This window comes from Nocardioides sp., assembly GCF_036503465.1.
GTDB lineage: Bacteria > Actinomycetota > Actinomycetes > Propionibacteriales > Nocardioidaceae > Nocardioides.
This window is the reverse complement of record NZ_DASXWU010000069.1, coordinates 1-22,704: the sequence shown is the minus strand read 5'-3', so window position 1 is coordinate 22,704 and position 22,704 is coordinate 1. Positions and strand designations below refer to the sequence as shown.

Sequence of the window (22,704 nt, the reverse complement as noted above, 5' to 3'; positions counted from 1 at the left end):
ACCGGCCATCACCGACTTCAGGCCAGCCGAGCGCGGCAGGATCCGCAGCCCGCGCGACCGTCCCTCGCGCACCTCGGGGTTGTCGTCGTGGGCGGCCGTCGTGACCACCAGGGTCTCGGCGTCGCCGACGTGCTCGGCTGCGTATCCGAGGTGCACGGAGACCCCGAGCTCACGCAGCGGCGGCAGGAACGGCGTGTCCTGGTCGTCGCTGCCGGTGACCGGCACCCCCTGCTGGGCCATGATCCGCGCGATCGCCGACAGTCCGGCGCCACCGATGCCGACGAAGTGGACCCGGCCGAGCTCCGACGCGGGCGGGATCACCTCCGGGACGGGCAGCTTCACGAACCGGCCTCCAGGATCATCCGGGCCAGCTTCTCGTCCGCGTCCAGCGGGATCAGGTGCGCGGCCGCCGTCCCCATCGCGGCCAGCCGTTCGGAGTCCAGGAGCAGCGGGACGACGTTGGCCGCGATCCAGTCGGAGGTCAGCGACGCGTCCTCGACGAGCAGACCGCCGCCGGCCTCGATCACCGCCCGCGCGTTCAGCGCCTGCTCCCCGTTGCCGATCGGCAGCGGCACGAAGACCGCGGGCAGCCCGACACCCGAGACCTCGGTGACGGTGTTGGAACCCGAGCGGCAGAGCACGGCGTCGGCCGCCGAGTAGGCGAGGTCCATCCGCTCGACGTACCCGAGCACGACGTACGGGACGCCAGTTTCGGGCGCCTGCGTCTCGTGGGCACGGCCGGTCACGTGCAGCACCTGGACACCGGCCGATGCGAACGAGGAGGCGGCACCGAGCACCGCCCGGTTGATCGACGCCGCACCCTGGGACCCACCGGTGACGAGCAGGACCGGCTGGTCCGGACGGAGCCCGTACGCCGCCAGCGCCTCGTCGCGACGGGCGGCCCGGTCGAGGGTGGCGATCATCCGGCGGATCGGCAGCCCGACGTACGTCGCGTGCGGCAGCCGGGTGTCGGGGAACGACGTCGCGACGTGCTCGGTGAGGCGGGCGCCCAGCTTGTTGGCGATCCCGGGCACCGTGTTGCCCTCGTGGACCACCAGCGGCACATGCCGCTTGCGCGCGGCCAGGTATGCCGGCACCGAGACGAAGCCACCGAACCCGCAGACCACGTCGGGCCGGATCCGGTCGATCACGTCGAGAGCGGCGCGACGGGCGGCGCGGAGCCGTCCGGGCAGCCGGGCCAGGTCGGCGTTCGGGCGTCGCGGCAGCGGGACGCTCGGCACGAACTCCAGCGGGTATCCGGCGGCCGGGATGATCTGCGCCTCGATCCGCTCCCGCGTGCCCAGGCAGGTGATCTCGACCTCCGGTGACAGACGCTGCAGCGCGTCGGCCGTGGCGAGCAGCGGCGAGGTGTGGCCGGCCGACCCACCACCTGCGAGCAGGACCCTCATGAGGACGTTTCTACAGGCCGCGTCCGTTGATGCGTCCGGCCGTCACCCCGCTGTTGCGAGCCTTCTTCCGCTGGGCGAGCGCCCGGGCCGCCTCGGGCTCGCGGCGCGCGAAGCCGACCAGCATGCCGAGCGCGACCAGCGACGGCACGAGCGCCGACCCGCCGTAGGACACCAGCGGCAGCGGGATGCCGATGACGGGGAGCAATGCCAGGACCATGCCCACGTTGATCATCATCTGCCCGATGATCCAGACCACGATGCCGAAGGTCATGTAGCGGACGAACGGGTCCTTGGTACGCCGCGCGACCCGGATGGCGGCGTACGCGATGGTCATGAACAGGCCGATCACCAGCAGGGTGCCGACCAGGCCGAGCTCCTCGCCGAGCACCGCGAAGATGAAGTCGGTGTGCGCCTCGGGAAGGTTGCCCCACTTCTGCTGGCTCGCCCCGATCCCCTGCCCGAACAGCCCGCCCTGCGACAGCGCGAACAGGCCGTGCGCCGGCTGCCAGCCGGCGCCCTCGTAGGTGCGCATCGGGTCGGTGAACGTCGTGATCCGGGTGAGCCGCTCGGGGCTCATCGCGGCCAGGGCCGCGGCGAACACCGAGATCACCAGGAACGACAGCGCGAACATCCGGGCCGGCGCGCCGACCACCCAGAGCATGCCGAGCAGGATCGCGAACAGCACCAGCGCCGTGCCGAGGTCATGCCCGAAGATCACCAGCCCGGTGGCGGCCAGCATGCCGGGCACCACCGGCATCATCACCTGGTGCAGGTTGCCGAGCCGGCGGTCCTTGTTCGCGTAGACGTGCGCGGCCCACAGCACCAGGGCCAGCTTGGCGATCTCCGACGGCTGGATCTGGATCGGACCGAACGCCAGCCAGTTCGTGTTGCCGTTGCGGGTGACGCCGAAGAACGACGTCAGCAGCAGCAGCGCCAGCGAGACGAAGTAGCCGGGCCAGGCGAGGCGGCGGATCCAGCGCTGCGGCAGGTGACCGGCAACCCACGCGCACGGCAGACCGATGGCGACCCAGATCAGCTGCTTGATGACGACGGCGTAGGAGTTCTGGTCGTAGTTCTCGAAGGCGTACACGCTGGACGCGCTGAACACCATGATCAGGCCGATGGTCAGCAGCAGCGCCGAGCCGCCGAGCAGCAGGTAGTACGACGTGAGCGGACGGGCGAGCGCGTCGTGCAGCGCGGCGAACCAGGAGCCGACACCGGCACGTGGTCCGCGCGAGCCCCCACGCGACGGGGTACGCCGTGACGAGCGGCGCAGCGGGCTCACGATCGCCATCGGTCCTCGGAGGTCCCCTCTTGGTCGGTGCTGCGTCGCACGGGTCGTCGGTCGCTAGGCGGTCAGTCCTCGTACCGCCGCGGCGAACGCATCGCCCCGGTCGGCGTAGTTGCGGAACATGTCCATCGACGCGCACCCCGGGGCCAGCAGGACCGTGTCGCCCGGGCGGGCGAGCTCCTGCGCGGCCACGACCGCACGTGTCATGGCGGCTTGTCCGGTGCCAGTCTCGTCGGGGTCGACGGCGATGACCGGCACATCGGGCGCGTGTCGCGCCAGCGCCTCCGCGATGACGTCGCGGTCGCGCCCGATCAGCACCGCCGCACGCAACCGTGGTCGGGTCGTCTCGACCAGGTCGTCGAAGTGCGCACCCTTCGCCAGACCGCCCGCGACCCACACCACCGAGTCGTAGCCGAGCAGCGACGACCGGGCCGCGTGCGGGTTCGTGGCCTTCGAGTCGTCGACGTAGGAGACGCCGCCGACGGTGGCGACGACCTCGATCCGGTGGCCGTCGAACCGGAAGCCGCGCAGGCCGTCGCGCACCGCGGCCTGGGGTACGCCGTGGGCTCGCGCGAGCGCGGCGGCCGCCAGCGCGTTGGCGACCACGTGGGGGGCCGGGCTCGGCAGGTCGTCGATCGTGCACAGCTCGGCCGCGCTGGACTGCCGCTCGGCGATGAAGGCGCGGTCGACCAGGATGTCGTCGACGACCCCGACCATGCCGACGCCGGGCATGCCGAGGGTGAACCCGATGGCCCGAGCACCCTCCTCGACGTCGGCGTCACGGACCAGCCGCTCGGTCTCGGGGTCGGCCACGTTGTAGACGCACGCCTTCCTCACCCGCTGGTAGATGCGCCCCTTGTCCGTCGCGTAGTCGGACATCCCGGTCGGTCCGTCGTACCAGTCCAGGTGGTCCTCGGCGATGTTGAGCACCGCCGCCGCCTCGGCGCTCAGCGAGTCGGTGTAGTGGAGCTGGAAGCTCGAGAGCTCGACCGCGAACACGTCGTACGGCGTGGGATCCATCACCGCCTCGACCAGCGGGAGGCCGACGTTGCCGGCCGCGACGCTTCGCAGCCCGGCCGCGCGGAGCACGGCGTCGAGCATCTGCACGGTCGTGGTCTTGCCGTTGGTGCCGGTGACCGCCAGCCAGGGCGCCGGACGCCCGGGTCCGTTGTCCCGCAGCCGCCAGGCCAGCTCCACCTCGCCCCACACGGGTACGCCGCGCGCCCGCGCCTGGGCGATCAGCGGCGCGGACGGCTTCCAGCCGGGCGAGACCACCAGGAGGTCGGTCTCGTCCGGGAGGGACGACGTGGTCCCCTCCCCCAGCCGGACGTCGGCGCCGAGCACACCGAGCAGCTCGGCCTTCGACTCCTTTCCCTCCGGGTCCTCGTCGAGCGCGACGACCGCGGCTCCGAGGTGGGTCAGGTTGTCGGCGGCGGCGAACCCGCTCACCCCGAACCCGGCCACCACCGCCCGGACGCCGGACCAGTCACCGTGCCGCCCGAGGCGGGTGACATCTCTCACGCCTTCGCTACCCAGGCGGCGTAGAAGACGCCGAGCCCGCCGGCAACACACAGCCCGGTGATGATCCAGAACCGGATCACGACCGTGACCTGCTCCCAGCCGAGCAGCTCGAAGTGGTGCTGGATCGGGGCGATCCGGAACACCCGGTGCCCGGGCCCGACCCCGAAGAGCTTGCGGACGACGCCGAACCGGCGTGAGGCCTTGAAGAAGCCCACCTGCACGATCACCGACAGCGTGATCACCACGAACAGCCCGCCGATGATCAGGAGGAGGAGCTCGGTCCGGGTCATGATGGCGAACCCGGCCATGGCGCCGCCGAGTGACAGCGAGCCGGTGTCGCCCATGAAGATCTGGGCCGGAGGAGCGTTCCACCACAGGAAGCCGAAGCAGGCACCGGTGATCGCTGCCGCCACCAGCGCCAGGTCGAGCGGGTCGCGCACCTGGTAGCAGGCGCGGACGTGGTGGATGGCGCAGTTCTGGTTGTTCTGCCAGATGTTGACGAACATGAAGGCGCCGAACACCATCACGCAGGCGCCCGTCGCGAGGCCGTCGAGCCCGTCGGCGAGATTCACCGCATTGCTGGTGCCGGTGACCATCACCCAGAACAGCACGATCGCCACCACCGCCGGCAGCACGAGCTTGGTGTCCCGGATGAAGGACAGGTTCTGGGACGCCGGGCTGATGCCGTTGCCGTCCTCGAGCGTCCCGGAGAGCGCCAGCCAGCCGAAGGCCAGGGCGATCACGGTCTGGCCGACGATCTTCGCCTTGCTGCGGAGACCGAGAGAGCGCTGCTTGGAGACCTTGATGAAGTCGTCGAGGAAGCCGACGACCCCCATGCCGACGAACAGGAACAACAGCAGCAGGGCGGAGGCGGAGGGCCGGTTCTGCGTGATCAGCTCGGCCAGGAAGTAGGCCAGGACCGACGAGGCGATGATGACGACGCCACCCATGGTCGGCGTACCGCGCTTGGTGTGGTGGCTGGTCGGGCCGTCGTCGCGGATCGGCTGCCCGTAACCGAGCTGGCTGAACAGCGGGATCGCCGCCCGGGTGCCGAGCAGCGAGAACAACAGGGCGAGACCTCCGCCCAGCAGAATCGCCTTCATCGGCTCCGGCTCCCGCCTTCCTGATCGTCGGCCAACCCGTCGGCCACGTGCTCGAGCGCGGCGCCGCGCGACGCCTTGACCAGGACGACGTCCCGGGAGACGACATTGTGTCGCAGCCAGTCGGAGGCCTGGTCGCGGCCCGCCGTGGGCACCGCCGCTCCCGACCAGCCCGGCGTACGTCGTGCGCCGGCGGCGATCGACTCGGCGGCGTCGCCGACGGTGAGGACCACGTCGATCCCGAGGCGGGCCGCGTACTCGCCCACCGCGACGTGGTCGTCGGCGGACGAGGGCCCCAGCTCGAGCATCTCGCCGAGGACCGCGATCGTCCGCCGGCCGCCGCGGGCTCCGATCGCAGCCAGCGCGTCGAGAGCGGCCGCCATCGAGGCGGGATTGGCGTTGTACGCGTCGTTGACCACGACCACGCCGTCGGCCCGCTCGTGGAGCGCCATCCGCCACGGCGACAGGGAGCGCGCCCGGCCGAGGGTGTCGACGATCTCGTCCCAGCCGACCCCGGCCGCGGCCGCCATCGCGGCCGCGGCGACGGCGTTCGGCACCTGGTGCGCGCCCGCCTCGAGGAGCCGGACCGGCGTCCAGGTGCCGTCGTGACCGACCTCGAACGCCGGTCGGCCGAGTTCGTCGAGGTCGAGCCGTCGCCAGCCGACGTCGCCGTCGGGGCCGAAGGTGATGACGGAGGCCGACGTCCGGTCCGCCATGGCCGCGACCAAGGGGTCGGCGGCGTTCAGGACGGCGGTCCCGTCGGTGGGGAGCGCCTCGACGATCTCCCCCTTCGTGCGTGCGATCGCCTCGCGTGAGCCGAACTCGCCGATGTGTGCGGTGCCGACGTTGAGCACGGCCGCGACCCGGGGCGGCGCCACCGCGCAGAGCTCGGCGATGTGGCCGACGCCGCGCGCCCCCATCTCGATGGCGAGGAACCGGGTATCGGGGGTGGCTCGGAGCACGGTCAGTGGGACGCCGATCTCGTTGTTGCGGTTGCCGGCCGTCGCGATCGTCGGGCCGGCCGGGGCGAGCAGCTGTGCCAGGTAGTCCTTGGTGCCGGTCTTGCCCTGCGACCCCGTGAGAGCGAGCACCGTGCTGTCGAGGGCGTCGACGACGTGCCGCCCGAGCCGGCCGAGCGCCGCGACGGGATCGTCGACCACGACGGTCGGCACTCCGGACGGGCGCGAACCGAGCACTCCTGCGGCGCCGGCCGTCACGGCCGCCCGGGCGAAGTCGTTCCCGTCCACGTGCTCGCCCGGGATCGCGACGAAGAGGCCGCCGGGCTCCGGATGGCGGGTGTCGACGAAGGCCGGGGCGCTCACGGTCTCGTCGCCGTCGGCATCGGCGAGGTGCCCGCCGACGACGGCCGCGATCCGGGCCAGGCTCAGCGGGATCACCGGCGCAGCATCCCGTTCAGCTCCTGGCGGGCCACCTCACGGTCGTCGAACGGGTGCAGCACGCCGCCGACCTCCTGCCCCGTCTCGTGCCCCTTGCCCGCGATCAGCACGACGTCGCCGTCGCCCGCGCGACGTACCGCCTCGGCGATGGCGGCGCGACGATCGCCGATCTCGAGCACTTCGGCGTTCCCTGCGGTGGTGCCGTCCAGGATCGCCCGTCGGATCTCGGCCGGCTCCTCGCTGCGCGGGTTGTCATCGGTGACCACCAGGACGTCGGCGTCCCGGGCGGCGATCTCGCCCATCACCGGTCGCTTGCCGGGGTCGCGGTCGCCACCGGCACCGAGCACCACGATCAGCCGGCCGCGGGTCAGGGGGCGGAGCGTGGCGAGGGCCGCGGCGACGGCGTCGGGCTTGTGGGCGTAGTCGACGACGACCTCGAAGTCCTGTCCTGCGTCGACGCGCTCCAACCGGCCGGGTACGCCGGGACCCTCGGCGATCGCGCGCGCCACGGCCTCGGCGTCGTAGCCGGCGGAAGCGGCAGCTGCGACCGCCGCGAGCGTGTTGGCCACGTTGAACCCGCCCGGGATCGGGCAGCCGGCGAGGATCTCCCGTCCGTCGGGACCCTGGATGCGGAATCTCGACCCGGACGCCGAGCGCTCGACGTCCCGGGCCACCCAGTCGGCGTCCTGGCCGTCGGCCGACATCGTCTGCACCGGGATCTCCGACCGCTCGACCAGCCGGCGGCCCCACTCGTCGTGGATGCTCACGAGACCGCGCCGGGCGTGCTCGCGTGTGAAGAGCGTCGCCTTCGCCTCGAAGTAGTCGTCCATGTCGCGGTGGAAGTCGAGGTGGTCGCGGCCGAGGTTCAAGAACACGCCGACGTCGAAGACGATGCCGCCGACCCGTCCCATCACCAGGGCGTGGCTGGACACCTCCATCGCGCACGCCTCCACGCCAGCGTCCACCATCCGCCGGAAGAGGCGCTGCAGGTCGGGCGCCTCGGGGGTGGTGAGGACGCTCGCCACGTCCTCGCCGAGGATGCGGGTGCCGACCGTGCCGATCACCGCGGCCGGGACGCCGGCGCCGGAGAGGCCGCTCTCGAGGAGCCGGGTGGTCGTGGTCTTGCCCTGGGTGCCGGTGACCCCGATCATCCGCAGCCGCGCGGCCGGCTCGCCGTACAGCAGGGCCGAGACGCGGCCGAGCACCGGCCGCACCCCGGGGACGACCAGCCCGGTCACGCCGTCGCCGACCAGGGCCACGCCGTCCGCGTCGGTCAGCACGGCCACCGCGCCGGCGGCACGGGCCTCGGGCCAGTAGGTCGCGCCGTGGCCGTGCGCCCCCGGCAGCGCGGCGTACAGGTCGCCGGGTGTGACGCGGCGTGAGTCGAGGGTGGCACCCGTGACCGGGGTCGCGAGGTCGCCGTTCCCCTGCGCGGAGATGCCCTCGGCCGTCAGCCGGTCGAGGAGGTCGGCGAGGGCATGACTTGTCGGCACGGAGTCGCTCGCCACAGGGATCGAGGGTATATGGGTGACCGGTCGGGCCGGATCACCACGTGGTCGGGATCTGGGAGGGCTTCGCACCGGTGGGAGGTACGCCGTACCGCCGCAGCGCGAACGACATGATCTTGCTGAACGCCGGGCCTGCGACCGAGCCACCGCCGCCGCCGTTCCTGGGGTTCTGCACCACGACGTACACCGTGAACCGCGGGTCGTCGGCCGGCGCGAAGCCGGCGAACGACACCGTGAACTCCCCGTTGTAGCAGCCGCACACCGGACCGACGCGCTGAGCCGTGCCGGTCTTGCCGGCGACCACGTAGCCCGGCACCTGCGCCCGTGGAGCGACGCCGACATCGGGATCGACCACGCGCTCCATCATCTGGGTCATCTGGTCGGCGGCGTTCCGACTGACGACCCGGTGCCTCGTGGTCTCGTCCGTCCCGACGACCTCACCGGTGTTCGTCGTCGCCCTGCCCTGGATCAGGCTCGGGTCGACCCGCACCCCGCCGTTGGCGATCGTGTTGACGGCGGCGGCCATCTGCACGCCGTTGACCGAGACGCTCTGGCCGAACGCGATCCGGTCCTGGAGCATGCCGTTCCACTGGGCGTCGCTCGGCAGGAGGCCGGGGGTCTCGCCGTTGACACCGATGTTCGTGCGCTGCCCGAGGCCGAACTCCGTCAGGTAGTGACGGAGCTGACCGGGCTTGAACAGCCGCGACGACTTCGCCGTCCCGATGTTGGACGACTGGGCGATCACGCCGGCCAGGGTGAGCTTGATCGTCCCGTGGGGGAACCAGTCGTGGATGATCCGGTCACCGCTCTGCAGCTGCCCGGGGACCAGCAGCCGGGTGCGGTCGGTGACCTTGCCGGCGTCGATCAGCGAGCTGAGCGTCAGCACCTTCTCGACCGAGCCGGGCTCGTAGGGGCTCGTCATGGCCAGCGAGTTGCGGTCCTTGGCGGGCGAGGCCTGCGGGTTGCTCGCGTCGTACGTCGGGTAGTCGGCCAGCGAGAGGATCTCGCCGGTCCTCCGGTCCATCACCACGGCGAACCCGGAGTCGCCCCGGGCGCCGAGCACGGTCTGCCGCAGGACCCGCTGCGTGTACCACTGCAGGTCCTCGTCGATCGTGGTGTGCAGGTCGGTGCCGTTGTGTGCCGGTCTCACCGTGCTGTGCCCGAGCGGGATCCGGTTGCCCGCGCCGACCTCGTAGGTCTCCGAGCCGTCAGTGCCGGCCAGCTCCTTGTTGAACGTGAGCTCGAGGCCGGCCAGCGGCGCGTCGGTGCCGAGGAAGCCGACCAGGTTGGCCGCGACGTCGTGGTCGGGGTAGGACCTCAACGGGTCGTTTCTGGTCGCGAGCCCCTTGTAGCCCGCGTCGGTCGCCTGGGTGACCACGCTGACGGCCAGGGACGCGGGCACGCGTCGCGCGACGTAGGCGAACCGCGAGTCCTTCTGGCTCAGCGCCCGCAAGGTCGAGAAGTAGTCGATGTGGAGCCGCTTGGCCAGGAAGCGCGCGAGCTCGGGCGCCCGCGGACGGGTCTGCTGCGGGTCGGCGACCACCATCCGGCCGTCCACCGAGTCGGCGAGGGGACGGCCGTTGCGATCGAGGATCTTGCCGCGGACGGCGGGCAGCTCCACGGTGACCGTGCCGCCTGTCGAGGCCGCGAGGGTGGCGTACTTCTCCGGCTCGATGCCTTGTAGCTGCACCAGCCTGGCGCCGAAGAACGACATCACGAGCGCGATGAACACGAATCCGGTGCGCAGCCGGAGCGGCGCCGACCCCCGCAACGACCGGCGCACCCGGGCCCGTGCGGCGGTGGCCGGACGGCGGCCGCGGGCGCCCGGTGTACGACGGGGACGGCCGCGGCCGCGGGAGCTGGAAGTGGGCACCGTCTGGCTTCCTGGTCAGTGGGTCCGGGCGTGGCCTGTGTTGCTGGTGTGGTCCGTGGTGTCTGTGTGGTCATTTCTACCCGCGCGACCGCCGTGGTCGTGCGACCCGCGCGCCGTGTTGCGCGTCGACTTCTGCGCCGGCGGCTGCACGACGGTGACATGGGCCGGTGGGTCGAGCTCGGCCGGCTTCGCGGGTGGGGGCGCGAGCAGCCTCAGCGGGTCGAGCCGGGTGGCCGGAGCGGGGTCGCCGAGCACCTTGCCGGTGCGGAGGTCGAGAACGGCCGGGTTGCTCGGGAGGACCATGCCCATCCGCTGCGCCCGGAGCGCGATCGCCTGGGGGTCCCGCAGGTGGTCGAGCTCCATCTGCAGGGTCTGCTGCCGGGCCTCGAGCGCGTCGGCCTGCCGCTGCAGGTCGCTGGCGGCGAAGGAGGCCTGCTGCATCGAGGTGTTGAACAGCAGCAGCCCGACCACCCCGCCGACGGCGAGCATCGAGACGACCAGAAGGAAGGGCACCGGGCTGGTCCGGCGCCGCTTCCGTCTGGGAACGACGGTCAGCCGCGCCCGCTCGAGGGCGGCGCCCGCGAGGCGCGGGACGGTGGCCCGGATGGCCGGTGCGGTGCTGCTCATGCGGTGTCCCCCTGGTTCATGCCGCTCCCCTGTGGCTCGGTCGGACGCGTTCGACGGCGCGCAGCCGGACGGAGGCGGCGCGCGGGTTCTGGGCGATCTCGGTGTCGTCGGCGCGCTCGGCGCCACGGGTGACGAGGCGGAGCGCCGGCCGGCGGTCCTCCGGCACGAACGGGAGGTCGGGGGGCACGTCCACCTTCGTGACGGCCGCGAAGGCCCGCTTCACCAGGCGGTCCTCCAGCGACTGGTAGGACTCCACGACGACGCGGCCGCCGACGGCGAGGACGTCGATGGCGGCCGGGATCGCGCGGCGCAGCACGCCGAGCTCGTCGTTGACCTCCATCCGCAGCGCCTGGAAGGTGCGCTTGGCCGGGTGTCCGCCGGTACGCCGCGCCGGCGCCGGGATCTGGTCGTAGAGCAGCTCGACCAGCCGGGCCGAGGTCGTGAAGGGCTCGCGGGCTCGCTCGCGCACCACGGCCGCGGCGATCCGCGAGGCGAACCGCTCCTCGCCGTACTCCCGGAGCACCCGGGTCAGCTCCGCCTGGGGGTAGGTGTTGAGCACGTCGGCTGCGGTCGGCCCCGAGGTCGGGTCCATCCGCATGTCCAGCGGCGCGTCCTCGCGATAGGCGAAGCCGCGGTCCGCGACGTCGAGCTGCATGGACGAGACACCGAGGTCGAAGAGCACCGCGTCGGCGGCAGCCAGGCCGAGGTCGGCGAGCACGTCGGGGATCTCGTCGTACGTCGCGTGGACACCGGTGAAGCGATTGCCGAACGGCGCGAGCCGCTCACCGGCGAGCCGCAGCGCCTCCGGGTCGCGGTCGATCCCGACGACCCGGGCCAGGTGCAGCCGGGTGAGGACGGCCTCGCTGTGACCGCCGAGACCGAGGGTGGCGTCGACCAGGACCGCGTTGTCATGGTCGAGGGCAGGCTGCAGGAGGGCGACGACCCGGTCGAGGAGCACCGGGACGTGAGCGGGGGCGGCCATGGTCCTAGCGCCCTGCGCGAGCCAGGTGGGCCAGCAGCAGGAGCCCCGCAGCGACGGCGGTCGAGGACGTAGCGGAGAACGCCATCAGCACCACCACGTCGCGCGCCTGGTGGCGCACCCGGCGGGGGGCGAGACCCCCGACGGACGGTGCTGTGGGTGTGAGACTCATCTGTTCGACCCCGCTCGATGGCTCTGACGACTGACCTGGGATGTCGGATGTGCGCTGACCGTGGAACGGGATTCGCCCAGTCAGGTCCCTGCCCGCTCCCGCGAATCCCGGCCTCATGGGGTGGCGTCGGGTTCGTCGTGGGGGAAGGTCGTCTGGAGCCGGGGAAGTTGCCCCAGATGACGGGAGCGGGCGCGAGACCTCGCTGTGCGAATCCCTTGTGGTGTTGTGGTGGGTCCCGCCGGCTACGTCGGCAGGATGTCCTCGCTCATGTCGGCGAACGTCTGGCTGTGCTCGTCCTCCCAGGCGGCGATCCGGTCCGGGTCCCAGATCTCCACCCGGTTGAGCGCACCGATCACGACCACCTCGCGGTCGAGGCCGGCGTACTCCTTCAGCAGCGGCGGGATCGTGATCCGCCCCTGCTTGTCGGGCTTGTCCTCGGTGGCCCGCATGGCCAGGAACCGGCCGTACTCACGCGCCTGGCGGACGGTGAGGGGCGCCTCCTGGATGCGGTTGGTCATGGCCGCGAAGTCGGCGATCGGGAAGACGTTGAGGCAGAAGTCCTGGCCCTTCGTCACCACGAGTCCCTCCGCGAGCTGATCCCTGAACTTGGCGGGCAGGAAGAGCCGGTTCTTCTCGTCCAGCTTCGGGGTGTAGGAGCCCACGAACATCCGGGCACCTCCACCTGGCTCGACCCATCCTCCACTTTCCGCCACTGTACTCCACTTTGCCCCACCGTCAACCACATTCACCCAAGTCAGCTCCGGTTTCACGCGAGGCGTGGGCTGCGCGAGGCAGTTCCCACCGGGTGCCGACCGTCGAGGCGCCGCTCCGTCGCGCACCACCGGGTACGGCGCATCCGCGCAGGTCAGCGGGTCGCGCCGCCCGCCGTGGCGCGGACAGCCGCTCGCGGACGGGACAGCCGGTGGAGCGGAGTGGAGCGGGCGGGGCCCCACGGGTCTGGCGGGGAGAGCGGTGGAGGAGGACCCTGGAACCAGAGCCGGACGACGGGAGGGCGCGGAGCGACGGGCTCCGGGGCAATCCGCAACCGAACCGTTATCCCGGGAGTCAGAACCTGTGTGGCCTCCGCCACGTAGGTTGTCCTGCACGACCTGTCGCGGCCGGCCGACCGAGTGCGCCCCAGAGGCGGGTCGCACGGGTGGGCCCGCACCTCTGCGGGCGCGACGAGATGGTCGACGTAGGAAAGTAAGGAAGGGACGGCTCGTGCCAGGTCCGGTTACTCAGGGGGCCGATCTCGACACGCTCAGCAGGGTGGTCGAGAAGGTCCGCGGCAACATCAAGCGCGTCATCGAGGGCAAGCCCGACGTCATCTCCGCGGCGATCACGGTGCTCCTGGCCGAGGGTCACCTCCTCATCGAGGACGTGCCCGGTGTCGGCAAGACGATGCTGGCCAAGTCGCTCGCACGCAGCATCGACAGCTCGGTCCGCCGCATCCAGTTCACTCCCGACCTGCTGCCCTCGGACGTCACGGGTGTCTCCGTGTACAACCAGGAGACCCGGCAGTTCGAGTTCCGTCCCGGTGGCGTGTTCGCCAACATCGTGGTCGGCGACGAGATCAACCGCGCGTCGCCGAAGACCCAGTCCGCCCTGCTCGAGTGCATGGAGGAGCAGCAGGTCACGGTCGACAACACGACGTACTCACTCGATGCGCCGTTCATGGTCATCGCGACCCAGAACCCGATCGAGATGGAGGGCACCTACGCCCTGCCCGAGGCACAGCGTGACCGGTTCATGGTCCGGCTCTCGGTGGGCTATCCGGTGGAGGCCGCCGAGATCGCGATGCTCGACTCGCACACCATGTCCAACCCTTTGGACGACCTCGAGCCGGTGACCGACGCGGTCGAGATCCGCAAGCTGATCGGGATCGTCACCCAGGTCCACGTCTCGCAGGCCGTGCAGCGCTACACGGTCGCGCTGGCCGCGGCGACCCGGCGTACGTCGGAGCTCGCGCTGGGCGCCTCCCCCCGCGCCTCGCTGCACCTGGTCCGCGCCTCCAAGGCGTCGGCGGCGATGCAGGGCCGCGACTACGTGCTCCCCGACGACGTGCTGGGCCTCGCGCCGCAGGTCCTCACCCACCGGCTGCTGCCCAGCGTCGAGGCGGCCATGGGCGGTCGCACCACGGCCAGCATCCTCGAGAGCATCCTGAGCTCGGTGCCCGTCCCCGAGGGGACCCGTGCGTGAGGCCCTCTCCGGTCTGACCGTCCGCGGACGGGCGTTCCTCGCCGCCGGCATCACGGCCGTCGTCTGCGCGATCCTGCTCGGCCAGCCGACCCTGACCAGGGTCGGCGTGCTGATCGCCGCGCTCCCGTTGCTCACGGCGATGACGCTCGGGCGGAGCCGCTACCGGCTGGCCCTGGTGCGCAGCGTCGGCCCACAGACGGTGACCGCGGGGCAGCCGTCGACGGTCCAGCTGACGATGACCAACGAAGGTCGTACGCCGTCGGGCGTGCTCATGCTCGAGGACCACGTCCCCTACGTGCTCGGCACCCGGCCGCGGTTCGTGCTCGACGGCATCGGCCACGGCTGGCGCCGCCACGCGACGTACCAGGTGCGGTCCGACGTCCGCGGCCGGTACGAGATCGGCCCGATGAGCGTGCGGGTGAGCGACCCGTTCGGTCTGGTCGAGCTGGGCCGCTCGTTCCGCAGCACCGCGACGCTGACCGTCACGCCACGGACGGTACCGCTCCCGCCGATCCCGCTCGGCGGCGCCTGGACCGGCTCGGGTGACAACCGCCCGCGCGCCTTCGCCACCGGCAGTGCCGAGGACGTCACGGTCCGCGAGTACCGCCGTGGCGACGACCTCCGGCGCGTCCACTGGCGGAGCTCGGCGCGGGTCGGCGAGCTGATGGTGCGGCGCGAGGAGCAGCCCTGGCAGTCGCGCGCCACACTGTTCGTCGACAACCGGCTGTCCGCTCACCAGGGACAGGGCATCGCCTCCTCGCTGGAGGCGGCGGTATCCGCGGCCGCGTCGATCGCGGTGCACCTGGGCCAGCGCGGCTTCACCGTCCGGCTCGTCACCTCCTCCGGCGACGACCTGAGCACGACCTGGCACACCCGCGAGCCGGAGCTCAACACCCGGGCGATGCTCGAGGCACTGGCCGTGGTGCAGCCGGTCACCAACACCCGCATCGACACCGGATGGCTCGCCGAGTCCACCCACGGCGGGCTCCTGCTCGCCGTCATCGGTGCGATCACCGAGGCCGACGGGCCGATGCTGCGCCGGATGCACCACCACGCCGGCACCGCGCTCGCCCTGGCCCTGGACGTCTCGGCCTGGGCGCCCGCCAGCGGAGCCGGCCTGGGCATGGTGCCCGCCTCCGCGCGGCCGCTGCTGGTCCGGCAGGGCTGGCGGGCCGTGACCCTGCGCCCGCGCGACCGGCTCGACCTCGTCTGGCAGGACCTCGGCCGGACCAGCGCCCACGCCGCGCGGTCGGGTGCCGCCGCGGACGAGATCCGACCCGTCGCCCAGGGGGCACGATGAGGCGGACCCGATGAGCGGCCTGCCGGCCGACGCACGCCGCGACCTGCCGCTGGCGGCGGTGGCCGCGGCGACCACCTGGCTCACCATGTTGTCGTGGCGCGGGTTCAGCTCCCTGTGGGGACAGTTCCTCGGCCCGCTGATGCTGGTCGCCATCGTGGTGCCGCTGGCCGGCGTCCTGCTGCGTGCCGCGCCGATCCCGCGCCGGATGGGCGTCCTCCTGCACGTGCTGGCGATCGTGGTCCTGGTCTGGCTGATGCTCGGCGGCTCGCCGTTCCATCCGATCTCGAGCACCCATCACCTCGCCGACCGCATTGCTGACGCGTGGACCAGCGCCGAGACGTACCAGCCGCCGATCCCCGACAACGTCCCGAGCATCGCGCCGCTGCTGATCCCATGTGGCGCGCTCTCCCTGCTCGTCGTCGACTTCCTCGCCTGCTGGCTGCGACGGGTGCCCCTCGCCGGTCTGCCGCTGCTGGCGGTGTACTGCGTCCCGATCAGTGTGATCGGCGACGGTGTCTCGTGGCTGGTGTTCCTGCTGGCGGCCTCAGGCTTCCTCCTGATGATGTTCCTGCACGAGTCGGCGCACATCGTCCGTTGGGGACGGCCGCTCGGTGCGTCCGCGGCTTCGGCCGACCCCAACGGCTTCGGGGTCCGCACCGGGGCGAGCAAGACCAGCGCCGGCACGGTCGGCAGCGTCGCGGTGGTGCTCGCGGTGATCCTGCCGGTCTTCATCCCGACCCTGCACCTCGACGGGCTCGGCCTGTTCGGCCCCGGGGGGAACGGCGACAGCGTCAAGGTGGTCAACCCGATCGCCGACATGCGACGCAACCTGCACCGCGGCAAGGACGTGCCGCTGCTGGACGTCAAGACCGACGACTCCGACCCGTCGTACCTGCGGATCGCCGTGCTCACCCAGTTCAACGGCGTCGAGTGGACCAGCGGCGACCGCGCCATCATCTCCAGCCAGACCGCTTCGGGGTTGCTGCCCTACCCCGAGCAGGGGCTGGCCAACAGCGTGGTGACCGACCCGCACAACTACAGCGTCACCGCCACCGCCGCGTTCGACTCGCGCTGGCTGCCGACGATGTTCCCGGCGTCGAGCGTGACCGCCCGGGGCGACTGGCACTGGGACGGCACGACGATGGACTTCATCGCCGGCAACAGCTCGACCAACACCGCCGGCCTGAGCTGGACGATGACCGGGGCCAAGCCCGAGCTCTCCAACTTCTCCATGATCAACTCGCTGACCGCGCCCGAGTCGATCCAGGAGCCCTACACCGCGCTGCCCAGCACCCTGCCGCAGCTGGTGCGCGAGCTGGCGCAGCAGGTCACCAAGGGCGCCACCTCGCGCTTCCAGGCGGCGGTGCAGCTCCAGGACTGGTTCCGCGACAACTTCAAGTACAGCCTGAAGACCGCGCAGGGCGACGGCAACGAGGCGCTGCTGCAGTTCCTGGCTCCGGGCGGGCGGGTGGGCTACTGCGAGCAGTTCGCCGCGGCGTTCGCCGTGATGGCGCGCACCCTGGACATCCCGGCCCGCGTGGCGATCGGCTTCATCAACCCCCAGAAGACGGGCAAGGACGAGTACGTCTACAGCGCCCACGACATGCACGCCTGGCCCGAGGTGTACTTCCGGGGCTCCGGGTGGGTGAAGTTCGAGCCGACCCCGGCGCAACGCACGGGCACGCCACCGGCGTACACCACCGCGCCGGTGAAGAAGCCGAAGCTCCCCTCGGACGGCCAGACCAACCCGGGTGGTCGCTTCACCACCGACCCCGCCAGCGCCTCCGCGTCGAAGGTGCGCGACAAGTCGTCGGGCTCGACGGGAACCTCGAGCTCCCACGTCCCGTGGACCGGGATCGTGGTCGGCCTGCTGGTGCTGGCCGTGCTCGTGGCTGCCGGGCTGATCCCCGGTGCGATCCGGCGGCGCCGCCGGCACCGGCGTCTCGAGGGCGGCGCGGAAGACGCGTGGCGCGAGCTGCGCGACACGGCCGTCGACCTCGGCGTCGCCTGGCCGAGCAGCCGGTCACCGGCCGAGACCGGCTACCTGCTGGCCGGCTGGTTCGGACCCGAGCCCGATGGCCCGCCCCTCGTGCGCCCCCCGCGCGGTCGTGGTCTCGCGCCGGGTGCCGAGGAGGCACTCGACCGGATCGTCCTCAGCCTGGAGCGGGTGCGATATGCCCGGTACGCCGACGACGTCCCCGGTGCGCTCGCCGAGCACGTCTGGACCTGCATCGGCGCGCTGGAGCACGGCTCGACGCGCGGCACGCTGCGGCGCGCACGGTGGTTGCCCCCGTCGTTGTTCGGTGGACGCCGGGCCGCGGCCCGGGCCGAGCTCGAGCGGGAGCCGGAAGCGGTCACCGCCGGCGGCGTCGTCGACCACGTCGGCTGACGTCCACCGGGTCCGGACAAGCGAAAGCCCCGGCGTACCGGGGCTGGGTGGTGCTGGTCGGAGTCAGGCTTCGTCGCCGTGCCGGCGGCGCCACGGGGAGCCGAACCGGTCGAGCATCGAGCCCTGCTGCTGACCGTTGCGCACGACGGGCTTGTGGGTGCTCGAACCGCCCCGGATCGCGGCGAGGCCGATCGTGGCCGAGGCGAGCATGATCACGAAGCCGAGGATGCCGACGACGGTGATCCGTCCGATCGCGCCGGCCATCAGGACGCCGACGCCGGCGAGGAAGCAGATCACGGACAGGAAGGCGCGGCGCTGGGCGGCGCGTCGGAGGTTGGTGCCGCGGAGGGTCGAGGCGAGCTTGGGGTCCTCTTGCACGAGGGCGCGTTCCATCTGCTCCAACGCTCGAAGCTCTTCCTCGGAGAGCGGCACGGGAACCTCCCCTCGCATGATGACGGCCTCATGGCCAGTGTAAGCAGCCGCTTCGGCATCCGGTAGGCGGGCCGATGAAATTGTGACTATCACTCCTGTTCCCACAGACGTCGGTCTCATGCAGGTCGACCTCAGCTCAACAGACTGGCGGGACGGACGGCGTCGGAGCCGAACCTGCGGACGACCCGGTCGGCAGCGCGGTCGGCCTCCGGCCAGCCGTGGTCGCGCTGGCCGAGGACCATCTGCCGGTGGACCCGCTCGCGCGGGACGAGTCCCTCGAGCCGGACCCCGACCAGCCGGATGCGGGCCCGCTGCAGCCCCAACCCGTCGTACGAGCGGACCGCCTCGCGGAAGACCTCCTGGGTGACGTCGGTCGCCTCGGCGAGGGTGCGCGACCGGGTGATCGTGGTGAAGTCGGCGAACCGCACGGTGATGGTGACGGTGCGGCCGGCCACCCCGGCGACCCGCATCCGGGTGGTGACCCGGTCGGTGAGGCGGAGCAGCTCGCGGACGATCACCTCACGGTCGTCGGTGTCGTGGCCGAAGGTCTCGCTGGCGCCCATGGACTTGTCGGGCTCGCCCAGGTAGGTGAAGGAGCTGGCGTTGCGGGCGACGACCTGCCGGTCGTCGATGCCCCAGGCGAGGTCGTGGAGGTGACGGCCGAGGTGGTCGCCGACCGCGCGCTGGAGGGTGCGGACCGGGGTGTGTGCGATGTCGCCGACGGTGACCAGCCCGAGCCGGTGGAGCAGCTCGGTGGTCTTCTCCCCCACGCCGTACAGCTCGCCGACGTCGAGGGGGTGGAGCAGCGTGGTCACCGACGAGGGCGTACAGACGAAGACGCCGTCGGGCTTCGCCCACCGGCTCGCCATCTTCGCCATCGTCACCGACGCGGCCACGCCGACCGAGCAGGTGATGCCCTGCTCGTCGTGGATGGTCGCGCGGAGGTGCTCGGCGATCTCGACCGGCTCGCCGAGCCGCCGGGTCGATCCGCGGACGTCGAGGAACGCCTCGTCCAGCGAGAGCACCTCGACCAGCGGGGTGATCCGGCGGAAGGTCTCCATCACCGACGCCGAGACCGTCATGAACGTGTCGAAGTCGGGCGGCACCACCTCCGCGCCGGGGCACATCCGGCGGGCGCGGGTCATCGGCATCCCGGAACGTACGCCGGTCTGCCGGGCGAGGTAGTCGGCCGAGAGCACGACGCCGCGGTATCCCCCGCCGACGATGACCGGGATGCCCTGGAGGTCGGGGCGGTCGCGGACGGCGACGCTGGCGTAGAACGCGTCCATGTCGACGTGGAGGATCGGGGTCTGCGCCCGGTTGGGGGCCGTGTCCTGGGTCGTGTGCTGCTTCATCGCCGGGCTCCGCGTGGTCGGGGCGCGGGCCGGGACGGTTCATCACGCTGGGTGGTCGAACCGGAACATGGCCGGCGGAGTTCACCTGGCCAAGGGCGGGTTCGCCTGCTCAGCGTGATGAACCGTCCACACCTGGGACGCCCTTCAGGGGCGGTGGGCGAGCAGGTGCAGCTGGGTGGCCAGTGGGAGGTACTCCGGGCGGTCGGCGACGGCCTGCTCCAGCTCGACCAGGGCGGCCGAGGCGCCCGACTCGACGTCGAGCAGCGAGCCGGGGACCAGGTCGGTGAAGACCCGGATCGCGTGCACCGTGTCGACGGCGAACCCGGCGTCGCCGGCCAGGACGGTGAGCTCGTCGGAGGTGTAGCGGCGACCGGTGCGGCCGATCGGTGCCGAGCCGGTCTGCGGGTCGAGCATCTCCAGCGCCTGCTGGAAGTGTCCGGCCATGGCCCGGGCGACCACGGCCGCGTGGCGCTGGGCGACCAGGAGGCTGAGGACTCCCCCGGGTCGCACCACCCGGGCCAGGGTCGCCAGCGCCCCGGCCGGGTCGTCGACGACCTCGAGGACGCCGTGGCACAAGACGACGTCGGCGCTGTCGGGACCGACCACCTCGAGCAGGCTGGACAGGTCACCCTGCCGTCCGGCGACCGCGACGTCGTACTCGTTGGCGCGACGGTCGAGCGCGGCCAGGGCGTCGGGGCTGGGGTCGACCACGGTGACCCGGGGACCGAGCCCGCCGACCCTGACCGCGAGCCCACCGGTGCCGCCGCCGATGTCGAGGACGTCGCGTGGACCGCCCTGCGCGAGCACGGGCTCGAGCCCGGACCACACCACCGCGGTGCGGGTGCTGCCCCGGCCGGCGGGCTCGTTCGCGGTCGGCATGTGCCGACCCTAGCCGGGCACGACGCAGGAGTGCCTGGCGTGGGGAGGCAGGTTGCCCTTCGAGACGCCTCGTCCCTCGGCTCCTCAGGAACCGCAGCCTGCGACCGAGCTTGCGAGGTCGCAACGGCGCGTCGAAACCAAGCCCCTAGAGGTGGATCGCCGGTCGTCGGCTGCCGACGAGTGCGCCGCCGGGCTGTGGTGTGAAGGGTCATCCGGGGCTCCCGGGGCTGCGGTGCCACAGCTTGCGGGCCACGTCCTTGACGTCCTCACCGGGCGGTTTGACGTCGGCGTAGGGCGACATCTGGAAGCCGCTGGAGTGGACCAGCACGCGGTGGTGGGTGACCTCCTCGAAGGTCGGCATGACAGCGAGATGGGCCCTGACCGCGTCGAGACCCTCCCTCTCCCAGAGGACGAAGAAGTCGGCCAGCGGCCAGGCACCGGTGGCGCGCAGGGAGATGCCGCGGTGACCGGTACGGCGTACCTCGCCGCGGACCAGCAGCATGAAGGAGCCGAACACGGTGGCGGCGTACGGGCCCTGGGCGTCCTCGAAGAACGTCGCGTCGACCGGGCCGGTGCCGTCGTCGAGGGTCAGGAACACCACGCGACGGCCGGACCGGACCGGCGGTGTCTGGGTGGCGACCTTGACCCCGGCGACCAGGATCTCGGACCGACTGCGCTGGCGGAGGAGGTCCTGGCTGCGCACCGCACCGAGCGCGTCGAGGAAGTCGGCGTAGGTGTCGACGACGTGCCGGCTGGCGTCGAGGCCGAGGATCTCCAGCTCGGCCTTCATGCGTTCCTCGGCCGTCATCTCGGGCAGCCCGCTGACGTGCTCCTGCGGCTCGTCCCCGAGGTCGAGGGTCAGCTGCACCGAGGTGACCGGTCGCGGGTCGGCGGCTGCGCGGGACTGGGCCGCGGCCTTCGCCCAGACCCCCTGGCTGGCCAGCGGGTGGCGCTCGAGCGGCACCGAGCCCTCGCGTGCACCGGGGTCGGTGCTGGTGCGGGCGGCGGCCTCCTCGACCCGGCGTTGGGCTGAGCTTGTCGAAGTGACATCGGCGGCCCGGGGCACCGGCGTACGGCCTCGCGACCTGCCCGCGGCGAGCCCCCTGGCTCGGCCGGCGCGCTGGACCGCGCGGGCATGCCGGTCGAGCTCGGCGACCTGGAGCAGGAGGTCGCGGCGGGTGACCTTGGTGCGGCGGCGGATCGCACCCACCGCTCCCAGCCCGTAGACGGAGTCGAACCCCCCGGCGAGCACGAGCCGCTCGGCGATCGGGCGGGAGACCTGTGCGCGGTGCCAGAAGTCGGTCAGCGAGTGATAGGGCCGCGCGGCGACGATGCGCTCGACCTCCCCGACGTTGATGCCCTTGACCTCGGCCAGCGCCAGCCGGATGCCCCAGGCGCGGCCGTCGGGCCAGCCGCCCTCGGTCGGGTCGGGTCGCGAGGGCTGCCCGAGGACGATCGGGGGTGGCTCGTCCAGTGAGCTCATGCGCTCCACTACGTACTCCTTCTCACTGGCGTTGACGTCGAGGCCGAGGACCGCGATGCCACACTGGCGGGCGTCCTCGAGGATCAGCCGCTTGGGGTACATGCCGGGGTCGTGGGTCAGCACGCCGGCCAGGAAGTGCGCCGGGTAGTGCGCCTTGAGCCACGCCGACTGGTAGGTCGGCAGGGCGAACGCCGCGGCGTGGGCCTTGCAGAAGCCGAACGACGCGAACGCCTCGATCACCTTCCAGACCTTCTCGACCACCGGCAGGGAGTAGCCCTGGCCGAGAGCGGCGGGGAAGAACCAGAGCTTGGTCTCGGCCATCCCCTCGACGTCGCCGAGCGCGCGGCGCTTCTCGTCGGCCTCGGCGTTGGAGACCCCGCCGAAGCAGGCGATCATCTCGATCACCTGCTCGTGGAAGACCACCACCCCGTTGGTCTCACGCAGGATCGGGCGCAGGTCGTCGTGGAGGTACGTCGCCTCCGACCAGCCGTGCTTGGCGTCGAGGTAGGGCGTGATCATGTCGCTCTTGACCGGCCCCGGCCGGAACAGCGAGATGTCGGTGATGATGTGCTCGAAGGTCTCGATGCCGGACTTGCCGACCAGCTCGCGCTGACCCGGCGACTCGATCTGGAACACCCCCAGGGTGCGGGCCTGGCTGATCATGTGGAACGTCGCCGGGTCGTCGAACGGCACCTGCTCCTCGTCGTCGAGGTCGATCTCGACGCCGTCGGTGCGCCGGACCAGGTCGACGGCGTGGGCCATCGAGGACTGCATCCGGATGCCGAGCACG

19 protein-coding genes are annotated in these 22,704 nt (G+C 72.0%); 3 read left to right on the top strand and 16 right to left on the bottom strand.

Features of this window, described 5'->3' with window-relative positions:
• The 12 genes from VGK78_RS13315 to mraZ form a co-directional block, all read right to left on the bottom strand.
• Nucleotides 1-342 (bottom strand): Mur ligase domain-containing protein (locus VGK78_RS13315; protein ID WP_331528136.1); only part of this gene is annotated, 342 nt, incomplete at its 3' end.
• Nucleotides 339-1,409, bottom strand: a complete 1,071-nt coding sequence (gene murG, locus VGK78_RS13310) for an undecaprenyldiphospho-muramoylpentapeptide beta-N-acetylglucosaminyltransferase (RefSeq protein WP_331528135.1) — start codon at nucleotides 1,407-1,409, stop codon at nucleotides 339-341. The genes VGK78_RS13315 and murG, both read right to left, overlap by 4 nt.
• 10 nt (nucleotides 1,410-1,419) lie before the next feature.
• The gene (ftsW, locus tag VGK78_RS13305) at nucleotides 1,420-2,703 is read right to left on the bottom strand and encodes a putative lipid II flippase FtsW (RefSeq protein ID WP_331528134.1); all 1,284 of its coding nucleotides are present in this window, start codon (nucleotides 2,701-2,703) and stop codon (nucleotides 1,420-1,422) included.
• A 54-nt stretch (nucleotides 2,704-2,757) separates the two neighbouring features.
• On the bottom strand, nucleotides 2,758-4,236 hold the full coding sequence (gene murD, locus VGK78_RS13300) for a UDP-N-acetylmuramoyl-L-alanine--D-glutamate ligase (protein WP_414690682.1): 1,479 nt from the start codon (nucleotides 4,234-4,236) through the stop codon (nucleotides 2,758-2,760).
• Entirely contained in the window at nucleotides 4,218-5,324 is a 1,107-nt protein-coding gene (gene mraY, locus VGK78_RS13295; RefSeq protein ID WP_331528132.1) for a phospho-N-acetylmuramoyl-pentapeptide-transferase, read from the bottom strand. The genes murD and mraY overlap by 19 nt, the downstream gene beginning before the upstream one ends.
• Nucleotides 5,321-6,718 carry a UDP-N-acetylmuramoyl-tripeptide--D-alanyl-D-alanine ligase gene (locus VGK78_RS13290; RefSeq protein WP_331528131.1) on the bottom strand — a complete coding sequence of 466 codons (1,398 nt, stop codon included), beginning with the start codon at nucleotides 6,716-6,718 and terminating at the stop codon, nucleotides 5,321-5,323. Before VGK78_RS13290 ends, mraY begins: the two co-directional genes overlap by 4 nt.
• Nucleotides 6,715-8,226, bottom strand: coding sequence for a UDP-N-acetylmuramoyl-L-alanyl-D-glutamate--2,6-diaminopimelate ligase (locus VGK78_RS13285; RefSeq protein WP_331528130.1), 1,512 nt, complete (start codon nucleotides 8,224-8,226; stop codon nucleotides 6,715-6,717). Before VGK78_RS13285 ends, VGK78_RS13290 begins: the two co-directional genes overlap by 4 nt.
• A gap of 37 nt (nucleotides 8,227-8,263) precedes the next feature.
• On the bottom strand, nucleotides 8,264-10,099 hold the full coding sequence (locus VGK78_RS13280; RefSeq protein WP_331528129.1) for a peptidoglycan D,D-transpeptidase FtsI family protein: 1,836 nt from the start codon (nucleotides 10,097-10,099) through the stop codon (nucleotides 8,264-8,266).
• A 15-nt stretch (nucleotides 10,100-10,114) separates the two neighbouring features.
• On the bottom strand, nucleotides 10,115-10,726 hold the full coding sequence (locus tag VGK78_RS13275; protein ID WP_331528127.1) for a hypothetical protein: 612 nt from the start codon (nucleotides 10,724-10,726) through the stop codon (nucleotides 10,115-10,117).
• Nucleotides 10,727-10,742: 16 nt separating this feature from the next.
• Nucleotides 10,743-11,708, bottom strand: a complete 966-nt coding sequence (gene rsmH, locus VGK78_RS13270; RefSeq protein ID WP_331528126.1) for a 16S rRNA (cytosine(1402)-N(4))-methyltransferase RsmH — start codon at nucleotides 11,706-11,708, stop codon at nucleotides 10,743-10,745.
• 4 nt (nucleotides 11,709-11,712) lie between these two features.
• Entirely contained in the window at nucleotides 11,713-11,877 is a 165-nt protein-coding gene (locus VGK78_RS13265; RefSeq protein ID WP_331528125.1) for a hypothetical protein, read from the bottom strand.
• Between the two features lie 242 nt (nucleotides 11,878-12,119).
• Nucleotides 12,120-12,545, bottom strand: coding sequence for a division/cell wall cluster transcriptional repressor MraZ (gene mraZ, locus VGK78_RS13260; protein ID WP_331528124.1), 426 nt, complete (start codon nucleotides 12,543-12,545; stop codon nucleotides 12,120-12,122).
• Nucleotides 12,546-13,098: 553 nt separating this feature from the next.
• Between mraZ and VGK78_RS13255 the strand changes: the two genes are divergently transcribed.
• Genes VGK78_RS13255 through VGK78_RS13245 form a run of 3 tightly spaced genes read left to right on the top strand, consistent with a single transcriptional unit; the run spans nucleotide 13,099 to nucleotide 17,765 of the window.
• The gene (locus VGK78_RS13255; protein ID WP_414690681.1) at nucleotides 13,099-14,076 is read left to right on the top strand and encodes an AAA family ATPase; all 978 of its coding nucleotides are present in this window, start codon (nucleotides 13,099-13,101) and stop codon (nucleotides 14,074-14,076) included.
• On the top strand, nucleotides 14,069-15,376 hold the full coding sequence (locus VGK78_RS13250; RefSeq protein WP_331528121.1) for a DUF58 domain-containing protein: 1,308 nt from the start codon (nucleotides 14,069-14,071) through the stop codon (nucleotides 15,374-15,376). Before VGK78_RS13255 ends, VGK78_RS13250 begins: the two co-directional genes overlap by 8 nt.
• A gap of 10 nt (nucleotides 15,377-15,386) precedes the next feature.
• Complete coding sequence (locus VGK78_RS13245) at nucleotides 15,387-17,765, top strand: DUF3488 and transglutaminase-like domain-containing protein (protein ID WP_331528120.1); 2,379 nt, start codon at nucleotides 15,387-15,389, stop codon at nucleotides 17,763-17,765.
• A gap of 63 nt (nucleotides 17,766-17,828) precedes the next feature.
• Here the strand turns inward: VGK78_RS13245 and VGK78_RS13240 are convergent, their stop codons facing one another.
• From VGK78_RS13240 to VGK78_RS13225, 4 genes are all read right to left on the bottom strand, one after another.
• A complete protein-coding gene (locus VGK78_RS13240; RefSeq protein ID WP_331528119.1) occupies nucleotides 17,829-18,215 on the bottom strand; it encodes a DUF3040 domain-containing protein in 387 nt (128 codons plus the stop codon).
• Nucleotides 18,216-18,328: 113 nt separating this feature from the next.
• Nucleotides 18,329-19,552, bottom strand: a complete 1,224-nt coding sequence (gene dinB / locus VGK78_RS13235; protein WP_331528118.1) for a DNA polymerase IV — start codon at nucleotides 19,550-19,552, stop codon at nucleotides 18,329-18,331.
• A 144-nt stretch (nucleotides 19,553-19,696) separates the two neighbouring features.
• The gene (locus tag VGK78_RS13230; protein ID WP_331528117.1) at nucleotides 19,697-20,431 is read right to left on the bottom strand and encodes a methyltransferase domain-containing protein; all 735 of its coding nucleotides are present in this window, start codon (nucleotides 20,429-20,431) and stop codon (nucleotides 19,697-19,699) included.
• Between the two features lie 208 nt (nucleotides 20,432-20,639).
• Nucleotides 20,640-22,704: OB-fold nucleic acid binding domain-containing protein (locus VGK78_RS13225; protein ID WP_331528116.1), on the bottom strand; the 2,065-nt coding region annotated here is incomplete at its 5' end.

What these genes read in the sequence shown, in the direction of transcription:
- ftsW (WP_331528134.1), bottom strand. Translation starts at nt 2,703, where the DNA reads ATGGCGATCGTGAGCCCGCTGCGCCGCTCGTCACGGCGTACCCCGTCG.
- rsmH (WP_331528126.1), bottom strand. Translation starts at nt 11,708, where the DNA reads ATGGCCGCCCCCGCTCACGTCCCGGTGCTCCTCGACCGGGTCGTCGCC.
- dinB (WP_331528118.1), bottom strand. Translation starts at nt 19,552, where the DNA reads ATGAAGCAGCACACGACCCAGGACACGGCCCCCAACCGGGCGCAGACC.
- VGK78_RS13240 (WP_331528119.1), bottom strand. Translation starts at nt 18,215, where the DNA reads ATGCGAGGGGAGGTTCCCGTGCCGCTCTCCGAGGAAGAGCTTCGAGCG.
- mraY (WP_331528132.1), bottom strand. Translation starts at nt 5,324, where the DNA reads ATGAAGGCGATTCTGCTGGGCGGAGGTCTCGCCCTGTTGTTCTCGCTG.
- mraZ (WP_331528124.1), bottom strand. Translation starts at nt 12,545, where the DNA reads ATGTTCGTGGGCTCCTACACCCCGAAGCTGGACGAGAAGAACCGGCTC.
- VGK78_RS13245 (WP_331528120.1), top strand. Translation starts at nt 15,387, where the DNA reads ATGAGCGGCCTGCCGGCCGACGCACGCCGCGACCTGCCGCTGGCGGCG.
- VGK78_RS13230 (WP_331528117.1), bottom strand. Translation starts at nt 20,431, where the DNA reads ATGCCGACCGCGAACGAGCCCGCCGGCCGGGGCAGCACCCGCACCGCG.
- murG (WP_331528135.1), bottom strand. Translation starts at nt 1,409, where the DNA reads ATGAGGGTCCTGCTCGCAGGTGGTGGGTCGGCCGGCCACACCTCGCCG.
- VGK78_RS13265 (WP_331528125.1), bottom strand. Translation starts at nt 11,877, where the DNA reads ATGAGTCTCACACCCACAGCACCGTCCGTCGGGGGTCTCGCCCCCCGC.
- VGK78_RS13275 (WP_331528127.1), bottom strand. Translation starts at nt 10,726, where the DNA reads ATGAGCAGCACCGCACCGGCCATCCGGGCCACCGTCCCGCGCCTCGCG.